We start from the raw sequence: 16,729 nt of genomic DNA on the forward strand, positions 1-16,729 counted from the left end.
AGATGTCACAGACCACCGAGTCGCGAGAGTACGTCGAGAGCGGAATCTGTAGTACGCCAGAGTGCGTCGATCTCCTGTTCTGCGCCCGGACGTGTCTGCGGATTCTGGAGGGCGAATCCGTTGGCCAGCGTGATGGTGTTGTATCCGCTGTCGGCGGCGCGGAGCAACAATTCCGAGGGCTGCGAGTTTCCGGCCAATCGGTCGAGTCCTTCGCCGACGAAGTAGAACCGCCAGAGCGGCCCCAGATCGGCGTCGTACTCGGCCTTGGTGAGGGTCACGATCGAACCACCCTTGACGGCAATGGAATCGACGATCTTGTAAAAATCGGGGACATCCTCCGCAGTGGTTCCGGACGTGGCGACGGCGTGAGCGAGGTCGACGGTGAGATGCGCGTTGTAGCCGGCCATGGCGACCCGTGCTGGACTGGCGTCGCACTGACGTGTCAGGGCGAAGTAGTTGCTCCACGCCGGATCGGTGGGAGTACCGGTGAACTCTGCATGGACGTTCACCAGGTACCTGCGCAGCAATTCGTAGCTGACGGAATGGGCCCACTCGTCATCGGCGAAGGCCGCAGGGTCTCGCTGCAGCGGCATCACCGCCTCGTGCTCGACAGCGTCGAGGCCGATGGAGAACAAGCCTCGCCAATCGTGGTGTGAGACGAGGATCGACGTGATCTCACGATGACGTTCGACAGCGGTCTCGAGCCGAGGCAGTCCGGCACCGTTCAGGGTCGTGACGTCGCTGAGTTCGGCAATCCGGCCCACCTCGGCATTGCTCAACTGGCTGCCGCAAGCCGTCGAAAGACTCTCGCCCGGATCTGCGAGTGCAGAACCGGGCGAGAGGAAAGCGGCGGTGATGCCGAGCGCGAGCGTCAACGGATACAGCCGCATCGGTTTCATCGGCTCAGACTAGGCGCCCATTTCACAAATGTCCGGATTGGCGATCAGCTGAGGACCGCGTCGGCCTCGATCTCGATGAGCAGAGCGGTGTCGATCAGCGAGCTGACCTCGAGGATCGTCGTGGCGGGACGAATCTCGCCGAACACTTCACCGTGCGCGAGAGCGGCCTGCTCCCACTGCGTCATGTCGCGCAGGTACATGCGAGTGCGGATGACGTCGTCGAGCGAGGCGCCGGCCTCGGCCAGTGCTGCCTTGATAGTTTCGAGCGCTGCGCGGGTCTGATCTGTGAGGGTCTCACCAGGAGCGGTGGTGCCGGAGACTGCGATCTGGTTACCGATGCGCACGGCACGGGAGTAACCGATCTTGGGTTCCCATTCGGAACCGGACGAAATATTGATTCTGTTCGACATGCACCGAATTCTGCCAACAACTTCCCGGCCGTGGTGAGGCACGGTCGGGTATTCGCTCCATCTTGACATACCTTAGAACAAGTGTTCGACTTGGGGCCATGAGGTGGTCGGGTCAGGCATTGGATGCAGATGACGGAGCGCTACCCGGACTCGAACGGGCCGGGTTGGTTCGCTCCGTGCAGACTCCCGAGTTCGAGGGAATCACGTTTCACGAGGTGCTCTGCAAGAGCGCGCTCAACAAGATGCCCGAAGAGTCGACGTTGCCGTTCAGCTTCACCGTCAACGCTTTTCGTGGTTGTTCGCACGCATGCCGATATTGTTTCGCGAGACCGAGTCACGAGTATCTCGACCTCGACGCCGGCGCGGATTTCGATTCCCAAGTGGTCGTGAAGACGAACATTGCCGCGGTGCTCCGCAAAGAGTTGGCGCGAAAGTCCTGGAAACGGGAGGCGGTGGCACTGGGTACCAACACCGATCCCTATCAGCGAGCGGAGGGCCGATACCGCTTGATGCCCGGCATTATTCGCGCGTTGACCGAATCCGGAACTCCCTTCTCGATCTTGACGAAGGGAACTTTGCTCCGACGGGATCTGCCGCTGTTGAAAATGGCGGCGGCGCAGGTCGACGTCGGAATCGGAGTGTCGTTGGCGATCAACGACGCTGCACTTCAGAAGCAGATCGAGCCTGGTACCCCGTCGCCGCGGGCGCGTCTCGAGATGATCCGCGCCATCACCGACGCGGGATTCTCGTGCAATGTCATGGTGGCGCCGGTCATTCCGTTCCTCACCGATTCCACCAGTCATCTCGACGGGCTGTTCGAGGCACTGTCCGAAGCCGGTGCGACGAGTGTGACGGTCTTCCCGATGCACCTGCGGGGGAGTACTCGGGGTTGGTTCATGAATTGGCTTGCTCAGGAACATCCGGCGCTCATCCGTCGCTACCGCGAGCTGTACGGGCGGGGCGCGTATGTCACTCCCGAATACAAGCGTTGGCTCGCAAGCCGTGTCGAGCCATTGGTCGAGCGCCATGGGTTGGGTGGTCGTTCGGAGCATCGAGACGTCAGTGCAGCTGGCAGTGAGCCGCGTGAGGCGCCCCGGGAACTGGTGGGTGCGGGAGCAGCTCTCACTTTGTTCTGACGGCCGCGGGCGCGTAAATCGGAGGCGCCCCGGACGTTTGCCGGGCTACATTCGCCTGGTGCTACTCACACTGACGTCCACCCCGACCCCGCAGACTCCTGATGCGACCGCGTTGAGCTACCTGCTGCACAAACATCCCGACCGCGTGCAAAGCTTCGACTTGGCGATCGGCACCGCCACGGTTCTGTACCCTGAGGCCTCAGCCGAAAAGACCACGGTGGCAGTGATTGTGGACGTCGACCCCATCGAACTTGTGCAGAGTAGGTATCGACGCGGCAAGAGTGGCGACAACTTTTCGCTGGGTGAGTATGTCAACGATCGGCCGTATGCGGCGTCGTCCATACTCTCGGTTGCTCTGTCGAAGCTGTTTCGCACCGCGTTGACGGGAACGTGCAAGTCGCACCCGGAACTCGTCGGAACCGAACTCGCGTTGACCGTCTCGATTCCGGTGGTTCCGTGCGGCGGCGATGCGGAATTGCCTCGTCGGTTGTTCGAGCCGCTGGGCTGGGATGTGACCGCGATACCGGTGCAGCTTGATCCGCACCTGCCGACGTGGGGAAACTCCGACTTCGTGTCGTTGACGCTCACCGGGGAACACACGGTGCAGAGTGCCCTTCGGCACCTCTACGTGCTGTTGCCGGTCCTCGACGACGTGAAGCACTACTGGGTGGGACCCGACGAGGCAGACAAGTTGATCCGCGTCGCTGGAGAGTGGTTGGCGTCGCATCCGGATTCCGCGCTGATCATGTCCCGCTACCTGGCGCGTCGACGCGACCTGGTCGAATCGGTGGTCGATCGACTGATTCCCGAACAAGCAGAGGCGCAGATCGAAGTACCGCGACCGGATCCGCCGCTGGCACGGCTTCGCGTCGACGCAGTTTTGGCGACACTTCAGCGACTGCACGTCAGAACGATTGTCGACATCGGTTGCGGCGAAGGCAAACTGATCGAGGCGCTGATGCCGCACGCTCAATTCGACAAACTTGTCGGCGTCGATGTGAGCGCGCGCGAACTGACACGGGCGCAACGCAGATTGAAGTTCACCGAAATGTCCGACGCCCAACGTGAACGTGTGTCTTTGATGCAGTCGTCCGCGACGTACCGCGACGCACGCTTGAAAGGCTTCGACGCAGCCGTGCTGATGGAGGTGGTCGAGCACGTCGACACGGCGCGCCTGCCGGCGCTGGTCAGATCGGTCTTCGTGGACGCAGCACCGCAGTATGTGCTGCTGACTACTCCGAATGCCGACTACAACGTGCTGTATCCGGCATTGGCCGCGGGAGAGTTCAGGCACCCCGATCACAGGTTCGAGTTCTCCCGAACCCAATTCCGCGACTGGGCATCCGAAACGGCCCGAGTCCACGGCTATTGCGTGGAGTTCGAATTTGTCGGAGCAATTGATCCGGTCCTTGGCGGGCCGACACAGATGGCAATCTTCACGAAGGAGGCACGAACGTCATGACGGTGTACGAGATTCCAGATCTCGCCCTGGTAGTACTCATCGGCGTCAGTGGCTCGGGAAAGTCGACCTTTGCGGCGCGTCACTTCAGTGAGTTCGAAACTCTCTCGAGTGACACATTCAGAGGGTGGGTCAGTGATGATCCGAACTCACAGGAGTCGACGTCCGATGCTTTCGAAGTGCTGGAGTTCGTCGCGGCCAAGCGTTTGCGACGCGGACGCCTCACGGTGGTCGACGCGACCAACGTCCAGCCCGCCGCGCGCAAGCGACTCGTTGCGTTGGCTCGCGAGCACGACATACTGCCGGTGGCAGTCGTGCTCGATATTCCGGAATCGGTCTGTTCTGCGCGCAACGACGCACGCTCTGATCGGACGTTCGGACGCGACGTCATTCGCCGCCAGCACCAACAGCTGACTCGCTCGCTTCGCGGGTTGGGCAAGGAAGGTTTCCGTTCGGTTCACATACTCAGAGGTGAGGACGCGGTTTCCGAAGCCACATTCTTGCGCCACCCGCTCCGCAGCGATCTGCGTGTCGAGCGTGGTCCGTTCGACGTCATCGGTGACATCCACGGATGTCGAAGCGAGCTCGAGACGCTCCTCGTGAAACTCGGCTACACCATCGACTTCGGGACGGATGGCAGAGCTGTCGATGCGGTGCCGCCGGTCGGGCGAACTGCCGTCTTCCTCGGTGACTACGTGGATCGAGGTCCGGATTCGGTCGGTGTGCTGCGTCTGGTCATGGGGATGGTCGCGGCGGGACACGCGATAGCGGTTCCGGGTAACCACGAGAACAAACTCGTCAAGGCGCTGCGCGGCAAGAAGGTCACGCCGAGTCACGGACTCGCCGAGACCCTCGAGCAGATGGCCACCGAGTCGGCGGAGTTCCGCGAAAGCGTCGTCGACTTCTGTGACGGCCTCGTCGCGCACCTCGTCCTGGACGACGGCAAACTCGTTGTCGCGCACGCCGGTCTCAAGGAGGACTACCACAACAGGGCATCCGGTCGAGTCCGGAGCTTTGCGCTCTACGGTGAAACTACCGGTGAGACGGACGAATTCGGCTTACCCGTTCGATACCCGTGGGCGCAGGACTACCGAGGATCAGCGATGGTCCTCTACGGTCACACGCCGGTGCACGAGGTGGAATGGATCAACAACACCGCGTGCCTCGACACCGGGTGCGTCTTCGGTGGATCCCTCACCGCCCTTCGATACCCGGAACGAGAGATCGTGTCGGTTCCGGCGGAGCAGGTTTGGTACGAGCCGGTGGTACCGCTGGCACCGCCGACTCGTGATCCGGATGTGCTCGATCTCGCCGACGTCCTCGAAACGACCGGCGTCGACACCGAACTGCGCGGTCGAGTGTCCGTTCGCACCGACAACGCTGCCGGCGCCTTGGAAGTGATGAGCCGATTCGCGGTCGCGCCGCAATGGCTGCGGTACCTACCGCCGACCATGGCGCCCTGCGCGAGCGCCCAATCCGATGACTATCTGGAACACCCGTCGACCGCGTTCGACGCATACCGGGCCGGCGGAATCGGAACAGTGATCTGCGAAGAGAAGCACATGGGTTCGCGGGCAGTGGTGCTCGTGTGCCGTGATCGATCGGTTGCTCAGTCCCGCTTCGACGCACCGGATGCGCTCACCGGGATGGTGCACACCCGCACCGGCCGCCAGTTCTTCGACGACGACCTGACTCAGCAGTTGATCGACGACATCGCCGCCGCAGTCACCTCCGCTGGGTTGTGGGAAGAGCTGGGCACCGACTGGCTGCTCCTCGACTGCGAACTGTTGCCGTGGAACGTCAAAGCGGAAGGTCTGCTGCGCTCGCAGTACGCGTCGGTCGCGGCGGCCGGGCGATCAGACCTCACAGCTCGCGAGGCCGTGTTGGCGCGGGCCGGGTCGCGGGGCCTGGACGTGGCGGAGATGTTCGAACAGACAACTGTTCGGGCCGCCAGTATCGAGCGCTTCGGCGAGGCGTACCGACGGTACGTGTGGCCGACGAACGGACTGGACGGCGTCACCATCGCGCCGTTCCAGATTCTGGCGGCCGAGGGCCAGTCGTACGGGGAACGGGATCACGAATGGCACCTCGGTATTTCGGACCGCCTGGCCGCGGCCGACCCGAGTCGATTTACCACTACACGTCGCCTGGTGGTCGATCTCGGTTCCGAGGACTCGGTGTTCGAAGCGACGAAGTGGTGGGAGTCGCTCACCGGCGACGGTGGTGAGGGGATGGTCGTCAAACCGCTGGCGAATCAGATTCACGGACCGCGGGGGTACAACGCGAAGGTTCAGCCGGGGATCAAGGTCCGCGGCCGGGAGTACCTGCGATTGATCTACGGTGCCGACTACCTCGAACCGTCGACGCTTGCGAGATTGCGTAACCGCAACCTCGGACACAAGCAGTCGATGGCGCTGCGCGAGTACGCGCTCGGCATGGAGGCGGTATCCAGGCTCGTCGACCGTGAACCTTTGTGGCGAGCGCACCAGGCCGTGTTCGCGGTGCTGGCTCTCGAATCGGAGCCGGTCGACCCGCGGTTGTGACGGCCGGTGCGCGGGCTCGGATTGATACCGTCGGGTATGGGTGTGATTGCTCGCTTGGACGGTTTCAATCGACGCCATCCGTGGAGTCACAACGATCACTACGGCCGGTGGGTTCTACGTAATCTGCGCGGGGTCAGGTCCGGTCGCGCTCTCGACGTGGGGAGCGGGACCGGCAATCTGATCGACCTCTTGCGTCGGCGGTTCGACGTGGTGGTCGGTGTGGAACCCGACCTGACAACCTCGGCCGCCGTGCGCGCAAGGTTTGTCGACGACGGGAACGTGATCATCGACGCGCAGCGGATCGAGGACTTTGCATCCGAGGCGAAGTACGACGCGATCACAGTCGTCGCAGCGTTGCATCATCTTCCACTCGAAGAATCGATGAAGCAGCTGAGTAGCCTGCTCGAACCGGGCGGGCGGCTCGTCGTGGTCGGGTGTTATCGATCGACCACAGCCACCGACGCACTCCTGTCGGTGTTGGCGACCGTGTGCAATCCCGTCGTCGGCGTCGTCAAGCATCGACGGGTTGCCTCCGAGCCGCTGAAGGCGATGACGGCTCCCACCGCGGAACCGGGGGAGTCGATGGCTGACGTCCGGCGCGCGGCCGCGTTGTGTCTGCCAGGTAGTCGGATCAGGAGACGACTGTTCTGGCGATACACCCTGATCTACGACGAGAGTCCGGCCGGCGCGTCGGTGGGGGAGTGAGTAGACCGTTCCGGTTCCTGGGGAAACGCGCGTCGGCCGAACCCGACTATCGCCAACGAAGCGATCATCAGAGCGACCCCGATGCCCGCCAGATGTGAGAGCCCGCCACTGTCGACGACGGCCGCACCGAGCAGAGCGCCCGTTGCAATCGCGATCTGGAACACGACAACGTAGATGGCCGAGGCACGGTCGGTCCCGATAGGGACGGCGCGCAGAACCGAGGACTGGAGGCAGATCGGAACGGTGGTGAACGCCGCACCCCACAAGATCGTGGCGACGACAGCGAACGCTCCCATCGACGGCGCCAAGAGCCAGAAGATGGCCAGCGCGCCTGCCACCGTCGCGATCGAGATGAGCGTGAAGAGACGCGGTCGGCGGTCGTAGTACTTGCCGGCGACCCACACTCCGACGGCGCCGGCGGCGCCGTAGACCAGAAGCATCGCGGTACGGATGCCACCGGACGAGCCGAGGCTTTCCTCCACCAGAAGTGTGAAGAACGTGTACGAAGCGAATTGCCCAAGGGCGGCAAACAGCGTTGCCGCGCAGATGACGGCGAGTGCCCGTTTCATCGCCGGTGTCGGCTTCGGTTTGTCTCGCTTACTCCGATGGTGTTGATCGACCGGCATTTCTGGCAACGCACGATACAGTGAGAAAGCAATGCCCACTGCCACCACACCGATTGCCGCCGACGCGGTCCGCCAACCCCAGGACTGGCCGATCGCCGAAGACAGGGGTCCTCCGAGAACAAAAGCGAGAGACGTACCGGCATACACCATCGCGATGGCCTTGCCCTGTTGTCCGCGCGGAACCAGGGTGGCAGCGACCGGTGCAACGACAGCCCAGAACACTCCGTGCGTCGCAGCGCAGAGCAATCGTCCGATCACCAGCATCGGATAGTTGACGGCCAATGCTGCGACCAGTTGCGACACCGCGAGGGTGGCCACCGTCAGAACGACGACGCGTCGTCGCGGCCAGGTTTTGACCGCTCCAATCAGCGGAAGCGTCAAGACCGCGACACCGTATGCGTAGAAGGTCAGCAGTAGGCCGACACGCCCTTCGGTGACGTCGAGGTCCGTTGAGACTTCGCTGAGCAGTCCGACGGGGAGCATTTCGGCCGTCACGTAGGCGAAGGCTGCTCCGGCCAGTGTCATCAGCCGTAGCGTGGTTGCCTTCGGCAGTCGAGCACTCATGTTGTGTAACGATACATGTATCGATACACGCCTGCGCAATGGATATTTTTCACTCGCTATGCTGATGCTCATGGCCATACGTGCGCAGCGTTCGAGTCGTCCGACGATGGCCGACGTCGCCAAGGCCGCAGGCGTGTCGGTGATGTCGGTGTCGTACTCCTTCGCGCAGCCCGAGCGCGTGTCTGAATCAACGCGGGCCAAGGTGTTCGCCGCCGCCGAAGAGCTCGAGTACGCGGGCCCGAACCGGGCGGCGCAGTCCTTGCGGAGCGGGAAATTCAACAACATCGCGGTCGTCTTCAGCGAGAAGCTGACGTACGCCTTCGAAGACGCAGTAGCTCGGCGATTCCTCTCGGGAGTCGCCGAAGCGTGCCTGGATGCGAACGCCGGGCTGATGATGCTGCCGAACTCGGGGAAACCGGGAGACGTCGACAGAGTTCGCGACGCGGCAGTAGACGGTTTTGTCGTCTGGACCACCGTCTTCGACGATCCCATCCTCGACGCGATTGTCGGCACCGGAAAACCCGCATGCATCCAGGGTGGTCCGTTGCACGAGGGTGTGGATCTCGTCGGGATGGACGATGTCGCCGGCGCCGTCGCGATCGCGGCAGTCGGGTTGTCGGGGGCGCAGCGGCCCGCGGTGATCAGCCTTCCGTGGGATCGTGAGCGTCGGTCCGAGATTCGGATGGACGTGGATCCAGGTGAAGCGTTCTTTCCGGTGTCCCGCCATCGGCTCGAGGGCTACGAGCGCGCCGTCCGCGACGCGGGCCTCGATTGGCCCTCGGTGCGGGTAGGGGTCGTCACTGTCAACGAGCGGAGCGAGGGTGCGCGGATGGCTCGGTCCCTGCTCGACGTTCCCGAGAGCCGAAGGCCCGATGTCATCTTGGCGATGAGTGACGAACTGGCTCTGGGGGTTCTGGACGCGATCCGTGAACTCGGCCTCGCGCTGCCCGACGATGTCGCAGTCGTCGGATGGGACGACACAACAGCCGCATCGGACGCCGGCCTGACAACGGTTCGCCAGTCCCTGTTCGATCAAGGGCGCAATGCAGCTCGCGTGGTTCTCGGGCTGGACGATGCGGTCGAGCCGGTCGAATGGTCGGTGCGTCGGCGAACCTCGACACGATGATCACGCCGGTAGTCATCGACGGTCTGCGTTTTCGGTGGTTTGTTCCTCCAGAATTGGGGGAGACCGTCCGGTGGGGACTCTCCTGGAATGTCGACAACCCGCGCCGGTGGGCGGTTGCCGAAGTCGCGGGTGCATTGCACCTACTTGCCGGAACTCCTCGTGACGACCCAAACGCGCGTCAGGCGTGGATAGACTTCGGCGCAGATGCCGCCACGACCGGGGTAGTTCGGCGCCTGCGGCTCATGTCGATCGAGTCCGACATGCTTCCCGACCCGAAGATTCCGCACGGCGCAGATTGGGGTTGGGCTACGAGGCAATTCGTGCCTGGCTCCGAGCGCTTCTACGAGTTGGCCCGTGCACCTCGCGCGTTGCGCTCGTATCAGCTGACCGATCGTGAATACGGGCCGCGGCGCGAGGACTTCCTCCTGGTCGACCTCGAGACGGCGGCTTGATCGTTGGGACCTGACACCGTTTTTATTCAGTGGACACAGACTCCAGCTGACCGGAACCAGTGTCTGCTCGACGAAACCGGTGCCAGGTGCTGCGACTAGCGCGCTCCACTGGCCACGTTCAGTGAGTATTTGCCGGGCGGCGCCCCGACATGCTTGACGAAGTGCCGCGACAGGTGGGATTGATCGTGGAATCCGACGTCGACGGCCACGTCCGCCAATTCGCGCCCGGCGAGGATTGCGCGTCGCGCCAGATCGATTCGACGTCCCGTCACGTACTTGTGAGGCGGAAGCCCGAAATGCTTCGCGAAGTTCTTGATCAGATACGTGGGCTTCCGCTGCAGGATGTTCGACGCTTCCCGCATCGTGATTCCCGTTGTGAGTCGCGCATCGAGCAGGTCCCGAAGTTGATCGGCAACGCGTTCGTCAACGGTCGGCGTGTGAAGGGATCGACCTGTGGCCGGTGTGAGGATCTCGTTCAATCTTTCAGCGAGGAACCCCAGGCGACTTTCGGCCTCGAGTGATTCGCCGTCCGGGCCGAGTGCAGAGTGCAGTTGATCGATGCGATGGCGCAGCAGAGGGTCTCGAATCTCGGGGCTGTCCACCGCCGGGCCTATGAGGACCTCGCCGAGAACTGACGTGTCGAGGTAGAGGATTCGTTGACGAAATCCGGCCTCGGTGACCGGAACTCCGTCGTGTGCAATGCCTGGCGGCAACAGAGTCACGATCTCTGGTGCTGCGCCATGAGCGCGATGATCGAGGTCGTATGCAATCGTGCCGCGGTCGACGAGCATCAGGGACCACTGATCGTGCGTGTGTTTGGGATAGGCGTGTCCGACAAAATCGGCATGGAAGACCTCGGTGATTCCCGCGAGGCTCGGTGCCCACGCGGTGATCTGTGCGCCGCGGGGGTCCATGTCAGAAACGTACAAGACGCAGCTGCCTCGGGTGACGAAGAGTGGCGGGGTCGTCATCGCAGTGGTGGCGCGCCCGAGGGAGGAACAACATGAACAGTTCGGCAACAGCGGTATCGCTCCGCGAGAAGTTCGGTCAGTTCACCGAGCACTGGTCGCCCAAGAAGATTGCGGGCCTCAATGATTACGAGATCAAGATCGTCAAGATCAAAGGTGAATTCGTCTGGCACTCCCACACCGACACCGACGAAATGTTTCTGGTGACAAAGGGGCAGATCCGAATCCAACTGCGCGACGGAGATGTTTCGCTGGGGCCCGGTGAATTGTTCGTTGTGCCTCGCGGAGTCGAGCATTGTCCCATCGCCGAAGAGGAAGCGGAGGTGATGTTGATCGAACCCGTGGGCGTGGTGAATACCGGGAACGTCGGAGGATCACGAACCGCGGTGCTCGAGGACTGGACGTAGCTAGCGGCTCTTCCAATCCAGGGGATTGGTTCGGAGCGGCAGTGCCATGCCCGATCTCCAGAGCGTCGCCGCGCGAGAGTGCGGACGGAGCTGGACCTCGCGCCTCATCGACTGCGTGAACTCGTCGGTGAACCCTGTTCGCGGGTACTCCGCGATTGCTGCATCAACAGTTGCTCGCGGAATTTCGGGCGCACGCCGACCGGCAACGTCGAAATGCGCTGCGGCATGCAGTAGATAGGCGTCAGCGCCCGCGCCGCGGTCGACGGTCAGATCCATGTGCAGACGGATCGCTTCGCCGATTCGCTGTACCGACCTCTCCGAAGTTCCCACTCGGGTCGCGAGTTCTTCTGCGTCTGCGGCACTGATGTAGGTGAAACACCCGTGCTCGGCCGATCCTTCTGCGCCCAGTCCGACATCGTGTAGGGCGCACGCAGTGAAGAGATCTTCGGGGTCGTACTCGATCGCATCGATCTGCGCGAAGGCGTCGGCCCAGATCCAGCAGCGCAGGCTGTGGTTCAAGACCGCGGGGGAGAGGGTTCCTCTGGCGTGATCGAGCGCTTCGCTGCACAGCTTGGTGTCGGGGAGTGGGCGTTTGCGCAGCTCGGGTGTGCGAGTGGGGTAGCGGCCGAGCCGGAGTCGGAGCATCGACGGAGCACTCATGGCCTGCGCAGCAGCCGCGCGGGCCATGAGTTGTATCTGCTCGAGAGTGGTGAGCTCACCAGGGCGCATCGAATTCCTGTTCTGGGTGGGGGACAGCTGGATACGAATCTAGTTGGCAGGGAAACTTCTTCACAGATGTCCAATATCTGTCAATGACGGAAACACGGAATTATCCGAATATTGGTTGAAAGCAAGTGCCATCCAACGGCAACCCCCAATCTGTAGCCTCACCTCTGCACATCGCAAGAACCATCAAGCAACGACGGTGGGGCTCGGGCTCAGATGACGCCGAACCCGACGATCCCCGGGACTTCCGACGGGACGATGCGATGGAGCATGACCTTGTTGTTCTCGTTGCCGCCGACGGTCGTCAGAGTGCCGGCGTCGTTGACCAGAACGACGTTGACGTGTTGGCCGAAGGGGCTCGAGTCGCCGTACAGGATCGTGTCGCCGACCTTGGGTTGGTAGTCCTGACCGTAGGGGACAAACGCGTCGACGGACTCGTAATACTCCTGCAGCGTGTACACCCCGGGGATGCGCCACGACCCTGAGTTGGGGTTCGAGAACGGCGTGCCGATCTGGTTCATCGACCAGCTCACGAAATCGGCACACCACGATTCTTCGACACCCTCGGCGTATTTGGTGCCGGGACTCCCTGACTCCCACTCCTGCTCGAGGACGCCCAGTAGCGCACTCTGCTGAGCGCTGAGAATGCTGTGGTCGACGGCCGGGAACGAATCGAGATTCTCGCCGGCAAGAGCGTCGTCGCCGCGCGCGAACCACCACAGTGCGCCGGCGACAACTACGACCACCACAACGCCGAATACGCCCAGAACAGCGAGAGTGCGTCTGGGCGTATTCGGTGCGTGCGACATCACGCCACGATAGTCAATTACTCGAGCGGGGGCGCCGAGCGATCGATCGTCGTCGCGAGGGGCTTCTCCTTGACGAAGAGCAACAGGACAACCGCCGCGATGACCAAGGGGACGAGGTACAGGAAGATCGGCGCCAGCGCGTCGTTGTATGCACCGACGATGATCTCGCGAACCTGGCTCGGCAACTTCCAGAGGATTCCCGGGGTCAAGGAGTTCTCGTCACCACCGACCGCGCCGCCATTCGCCGGGAGTCGCTCGGCCAGGAGATTGGTCAGACGCGAGGCGAACAGGCTGCCCACGATCGCGCTGCCCAACGACGCACCGATCTGGCGGAAGAAGTTGTTCGACGCGGTGGCCGTTCCCACTTCGGCCGCGGGGAAGGTGTTCTGCACGATCAAGATCAAGATCTGCATGACGAGGCCGAGTCCGATACCCATGAGTGCGATGTAGCAACCGAAGACCAGCAGTGAGGTCGACGGCGTCAGACGTGAGAGCAGGACCAGAGCAACAGCGACGATGGATGTTCCGACGATGGGGAAGATCTTGTAGCGGCCGGTCTTGCTGACCAGCTGGCCGGACCCGATGGAGGCGACGAGCAGGCCCGCCATCATGGGAATCATCATCAATCCAGCTTCGGTGGCGTTCTTGCCGGTCACCATTTGGATGTAGGTCGGCAGGTAGGCGAGCGCACCGAACATGGCGATTCCGATGATCAGGCCGGCGACGGTGGTCAACACGAAGTTGCGCTGAGCGAACAGGTGCATCGGAATCACCGGTTCGTCGGCACGCTTTTCGACGAAGACAAAAGCCACTGCCGTCACGACGCAGCCGACGATCAACCCGATGATGACGGCCGATCCCCAGGCGTAGGTGTTTCCGCCCCAGGTAGTGAACAGGATCAGACACGTCGCTGCCGTCGCGACGAGAACCATGCCCAGATAGTCGATGCGAGGCTTGCCGAGGTTCGGCTTCCGCAGGTGCAGAAATGCCATCGCGCTCGCGATGGCGAGTAGGCCTAGGGGGATGTTGATCCAGAAGGCCCAACGCCAACCGATGCCCTCGGTGAACCAGCCGCCGAGTAGGGGACCGGCAACCGAAGCCAGTGCGAACACCCCGCCCATCGCACCCATGTACCGGCCGCGTTGCCTGGCGGGGACGACGTCGGCGATGATCGCCTGGGAAAGCAGGATCAATCCGCCGCCGCCGAGTCCCTGCACGGCTCGACCAGCGATGAGTGTGGTCATGTCGTGGGACAGACCGCCGATCACCGAACCGACGATGAAAATGCTGATGGCGCCGATGAAGAGGCCCTTGCGGCCGATCAGGTCACCGAGTTTTCCGTACACCGGCATCATGACGGTCGAGGCGAGGATGTATGCCGTCGTCACCCAGACCATGTGGTTGACGCCGTTCAATTCGCCCACGATGGTGGGCAACGCGGTACTGAAGATCATCTGGTCGAGCGAAGCCAGAAGCATCGTGATCATCAGCCCGACAAAAACGAGGATGATCGACCGTTTGTCCGGCGAGGCCTCGGTGTCGGTATGCGTGCCGTCGGGCTCGACGGTCGCAGCTTCTCGAGTGGACATGTAGTTCCTTAGTTGAGTGACGGCGGGTGCGAGAGTGTGGATCAGCTCTCGGACCTCAGTATTCGAGCCATCAGGAGTAGTGCCGGATCGAGCAAATCTGTTCTGGGGCTTGCCCGTTCACTGTTCTGCCATTTTCGGAAGACGTAACGCATCGCGGCGCCTGCGGTGATGACCGTTGCTGTGGCTTCGTCGGCAGCGGCTGTGTCCGAGTGCAGGCGGCGATACTCGGTTCTGTTCGACAACTCCCGCGTGAGGATCCGGGTGAGCGTGTCTTCAAGATCGTGGAAGGTGGCCAGATGTTGTTGCAACAGCGTGGGATGACGCTCGAACAATTCGCGTCGATGCGCGAGCAGATCGGGTCGCTCGTCGACGATTTGCATCGCCGCCTCGAATACCGCGAGGGCGCCGCGCAGCGGATCGTCCGGGTGCTCGCCGATGAGCGTGAGCATGGTCGTCTCACTTGGCACGACGAGCATGAGCCCACCGATCGCTGCGTCCTTGGTGGGGAAGTAGTTGAAGAACGTGCGGGTCGACAGATTGCAGGCTTCGCAGATTTTCTCGACGGTCACTTCGTCATAGCCCAGGTCGAGAACGAGTTCGACGGCGGTGTGCTCGATCAGCTGCCTCGTCGCAATTCGTTTTCGTTCGCGCAATCCGAGAGTTTCGGTTCCCATTTCATCCATAATTGCACAGAGTGCAAAGTTTCATCGAATGCAATATTTCGCCCAAGAATGCCTCATGAAATGCAAAATGGGGATCGGGTGCCTGGTGGATAGGATGAACCGCGTGGAAGACACCTTGCCCCCTTGCCCTGAATGCGCCGGCGAATACACCTACGAGATGGGCGCGTTGATGGTCTGCCCGTCCTGCGCGCACGAGTGGGCGCCGACCGATAGTGCCGGCGAGGACCTGGGTGTGGTGAAAGATGCCGTAGGCAACATTCTTGCGGACGGCGACACGGTGACGGTCGTCAAGACGCTCAAGGTGAAGGGCAGTCCGACCGGCATCAAGTCAGGTACGAAAGTTCGCAACATCCGCCTTGTTCAGGGTGTTGGTGACCACGACATCGACTGCAAGGTCGACGGCATCGGACCGATGCAATTGAAGTCGAGCGTCGTCAAGAAGGTGTGACCGGACAGCGATAGTTGTCGGCTCGAAATCCTGTTCAGTTTCGACGGTTCGATAGCCACAATCGAGGTGATTCTCGACCGCTCGAACGAATGGACCGAACTGTGCCGAACTCGATCTGCCTGGCGCCCGCACTCGATAACACCGCACTCGATACAGACGAGCAGTGGAAACGCATCGTCGATGCGCTGACGCGCAGGGGTTTCCTCGGCGCCGGGCTCGGTGCCGCGGCCGCGACCTTGCTGGCAGCGTGCAGCAGCGACGAAAACGGCTCGGCGCCAAGTGGTCTCGTCACAGTGCAGGATGAGACGGGCAGTGTCGAGATTCCGTCGGACCCGCAGCGAATGGTCATCGCCCATGTCAGCGCCATGGCGACGGTGCTCGACCTCGGTGTGCCGCCGGAGAAGATCGTCGGCGGCTTCTTCGGTCTCGAGGGTGTGAGCGGTGACGCGGTGTTGCGTACGATGCCGGAGGCTGCGAACATCCCGAACCTCGGTACGGCGGGGACGTGGAACAAGGAAGCGATCATCGGCGCGTCGCCGGATCTGATCGTCATGCTCCTGACGGCCGGAAATGCTTATGCGGCAAAGTCCTACGACGAACTCTCCGCGACCGGTGTTCCAGTATTCGCCGGCTTCAACGGGTACCTCACGTGGGCCGAGATGAAGAAGTTGGTCACCTCGATGGGCGTCGCGGTCCGACGCGAAGACGCTGCTGCGGAATTGAACGCGAGAACGGAAGAGCGCCTCCTCACAATCAAGGATCGACTCTCCGCCCTCGGTTCGTTGCCGTCGGTGACCCTCCTCCGCACCGGCGAGAACGGTGTCGTCTACAACCAGGTCGACGCTCTTCTCGACGCCCTCGGTTTCCCCGGCGAACGAGCTACATCGGAGGAGTTCACGCGCACACTCACAGCGGAGCAACTCGATCAGGTGACCAGCGACGTGATCATCGTGGGCGCATTCCAGGACCAGCAGGACGTCCGTGCGCAGTTGGCGATGAACCCGCTCTGGGAGCGTCTTCCCGCTGTCCGCTCGGGGAACGTCCATTACGTCGACGACAGCCTGTGGGGCTCGGGCTATTCTCCCCGCGCGACCGAGCTGCGACTCGACGACATCGAGCGGATCTTCAGCTGACGCCGTCGTGTCACCTCGACTTATCGGTGCATTACCTCGAGAATCA

Annotated in this window: 17 protein-coding genes; 9 read left to right on the forward strand and 8 right to left on the reverse strand. The window is 62.3% G+C overall.

From position 1 onward, the window contains the following. Positions 1-5 precede the first annotated feature (5 nt). Positions 6-890, reverse strand: a complete 885-nt coding sequence (locus G9U53_RS23085) for a DUF5995 family protein (protein ID WP_082661458.1) — start codon at positions 888-890, stop codon at positions 6-8. A 53-nt stretch (positions 891-943) separates the two neighbouring features. Beyond that, positions 944-1,309: a RidA family protein gene (locus G9U53_RS23090; protein WP_058038743.1), complete on the reverse strand. Its 366-nt coding sequence runs from the start codon at positions 1,307-1,309 to the stop codon at positions 944-946. Positions 1,310-1,407: 98 nt separating this feature from the next. Here G9U53_RS23090 and G9U53_RS23095 point away from each other — a divergent pair, with 98 nt between their 5' ends. From G9U53_RS23095 to G9U53_RS23110, 4 genes are read left to right on the forward strand one after another with little or no spacing between them, the layout of a single operon-like run. Further along, positions 1,408-2,445: an Rv2578c family radical SAM protein gene (locus G9U53_RS23095; RefSeq protein ID WP_003944842.1), complete on the forward strand. Its 1,038-nt coding sequence runs from the start codon at positions 1,408-1,410 to the stop codon at positions 2,443-2,445. A gap of 37 nt (positions 2,446-2,482) precedes the next feature. Beyond that, a complete protein-coding gene (locus tag G9U53_RS23100; protein WP_165639244.1) occupies positions 2,483-3,907 on the forward strand; it encodes a 3' terminal RNA ribose 2'-O-methyltransferase Hen1 in 1,425 nt (474 codons plus the stop codon). Then, positions 3,904-6,447 (forward strand): polynucleotide kinase-phosphatase, encoded by a 2,544-nt coding sequence (locus G9U53_RS23105; RefSeq protein WP_165639245.1) that lies wholly within the window; start codon positions 3,904-3,906, stop codon positions 6,445-6,447. The genes G9U53_RS23100 and G9U53_RS23105 overlap by 4 nt, the downstream gene beginning before the upstream one ends. 36 nt (positions 6,448-6,483) lie before the next feature. Continuing rightward, entirely contained in the window at positions 6,484-7,152 is a 669-nt protein-coding gene (locus G9U53_RS23110; RefSeq protein WP_042449164.1) for a class I SAM-dependent methyltransferase, read from the forward strand. On the opposite strand, the gene G9U53_RS23115 is transcribed toward G9U53_RS23110, so the two are convergent. Next, positions 7,113-8,342, reverse strand: a complete 1,230-nt coding sequence (locus G9U53_RS23115; protein ID WP_165639246.1) for an MFS transporter — start codon at positions 8,340-8,342, stop codon at positions 7,113-7,115. The two genes, G9U53_RS23110 and G9U53_RS23115, sit on opposite strands and share 40 nt — an antisense overlap. A 70-nt stretch (positions 8,343-8,412) precedes the next feature. Here G9U53_RS23115 and G9U53_RS23120 point away from each other — a divergent pair, with 70 nt between their 5' ends. Beyond that, positions 8,413-9,468, forward strand: a complete 1,056-nt coding sequence (locus G9U53_RS23120) for a LacI family DNA-binding transcriptional regulator (protein ID WP_228232709.1) — start codon at positions 8,413-8,415, stop codon at positions 9,466-9,468. Then, positions 9,465-9,920, forward strand: a complete 456-nt coding sequence (locus G9U53_RS23125) for a hypothetical protein (RefSeq protein WP_218960183.1) — start codon at positions 9,465-9,467, stop codon at positions 9,918-9,920. The genes G9U53_RS23120 and G9U53_RS23125 overlap by 4 nt, the downstream gene beginning before the upstream one ends. Positions 9,921-10,015: 95 nt before the next feature. On the opposite strand, the gene G9U53_RS23130 is transcribed toward G9U53_RS23125, so the two are convergent. Continuing rightward, entirely contained in the window at positions 10,016-10,834 is an 819-nt protein-coding gene (locus tag G9U53_RS23130) for an AraC family transcriptional regulator (protein ID WP_042919858.1), read from the reverse strand. Between the two features lie 89 nt (positions 10,835-10,923). Here G9U53_RS23130 and G9U53_RS23135 point away from each other — a divergent pair, with 89 nt between their 5' ends. Next, positions 10,924-11,295, forward strand: a complete 372-nt coding sequence (locus G9U53_RS23135; protein ID WP_054781205.1) for a cupin domain-containing protein — start codon at positions 10,924-10,926, stop codon at positions 11,293-11,295. On the opposite strand, the gene G9U53_RS23140 is transcribed toward G9U53_RS23135, so the two are convergent. From G9U53_RS23140 to G9U53_RS23155, 4 genes are all read right to left on the reverse strand, one after another. Then, positions 11,296-12,024 (reverse strand): HD domain-containing protein, encoded by a 729-nt coding sequence (locus G9U53_RS23140; protein ID WP_050656334.1) that lies wholly within the window; start codon positions 12,022-12,024, stop codon positions 11,296-11,298. Between the two features lie 209 nt (positions 12,025-12,233). After that, positions 12,234-12,830 carry a CHAP domain-containing protein gene (locus G9U53_RS23145; RefSeq protein ID WP_176742021.1) on the reverse strand — a complete coding sequence of 199 codons (597 nt, stop codon included), beginning with the start codon at positions 12,828-12,830 and terminating at the stop codon, positions 12,234-12,236. Positions 12,831-12,847: 17 nt separating this feature from the next. After that, positions 12,848-14,419 carry an MDR family MFS transporter gene (locus G9U53_RS23150; protein WP_003944867.1) on the reverse strand — a complete coding sequence of 524 codons (1,572 nt, stop codon included), beginning with the start codon at positions 14,417-14,419 and terminating at the stop codon, positions 12,848-12,850. A 41-nt stretch (positions 14,420-14,460) separates the two neighbouring features. Continuing rightward, positions 14,461-15,093, reverse strand: coding sequence for a TetR/AcrR family transcriptional regulator (locus G9U53_RS23155; protein ID WP_003944787.1), 633 nt, complete (start codon positions 15,091-15,093; stop codon positions 14,461-14,463). Between the two features lie 112 nt (positions 15,094-15,205). Between G9U53_RS23155 and G9U53_RS23160 the strand changes: the two genes are divergently transcribed. Both G9U53_RS23160 and G9U53_RS23165 read left to right on the forward strand, forming a co-directional pair. After that, complete coding sequence (locus tag G9U53_RS23160; protein ID WP_003944988.1) at positions 15,206-15,550, forward strand: zinc ribbon domain-containing protein YjdM; 345 nt, start codon at positions 15,206-15,208, stop codon at positions 15,548-15,550. A gap of 101 nt (positions 15,551-15,651) precedes the next feature. Continuing rightward, on the forward strand, positions 15,652-16,683 hold the full coding sequence (locus G9U53_RS23165; protein ID WP_228402242.1) for an ABC transporter substrate-binding protein: 1,032 nt from the start codon (positions 15,652-15,654) through the stop codon (positions 16,681-16,683). Positions 16,684-16,729: the final 46 nt, after the last annotated feature.

Source organism: Rhodococcus sp. D-46 (genome assembly GCF_011290655.1).
Lineage (GTDB): Bacteria > Actinomycetota > Actinomycetes > Mycobacteriales > Mycobacteriaceae > Rhodococcus_F > Rhodococcus_F qingshengii.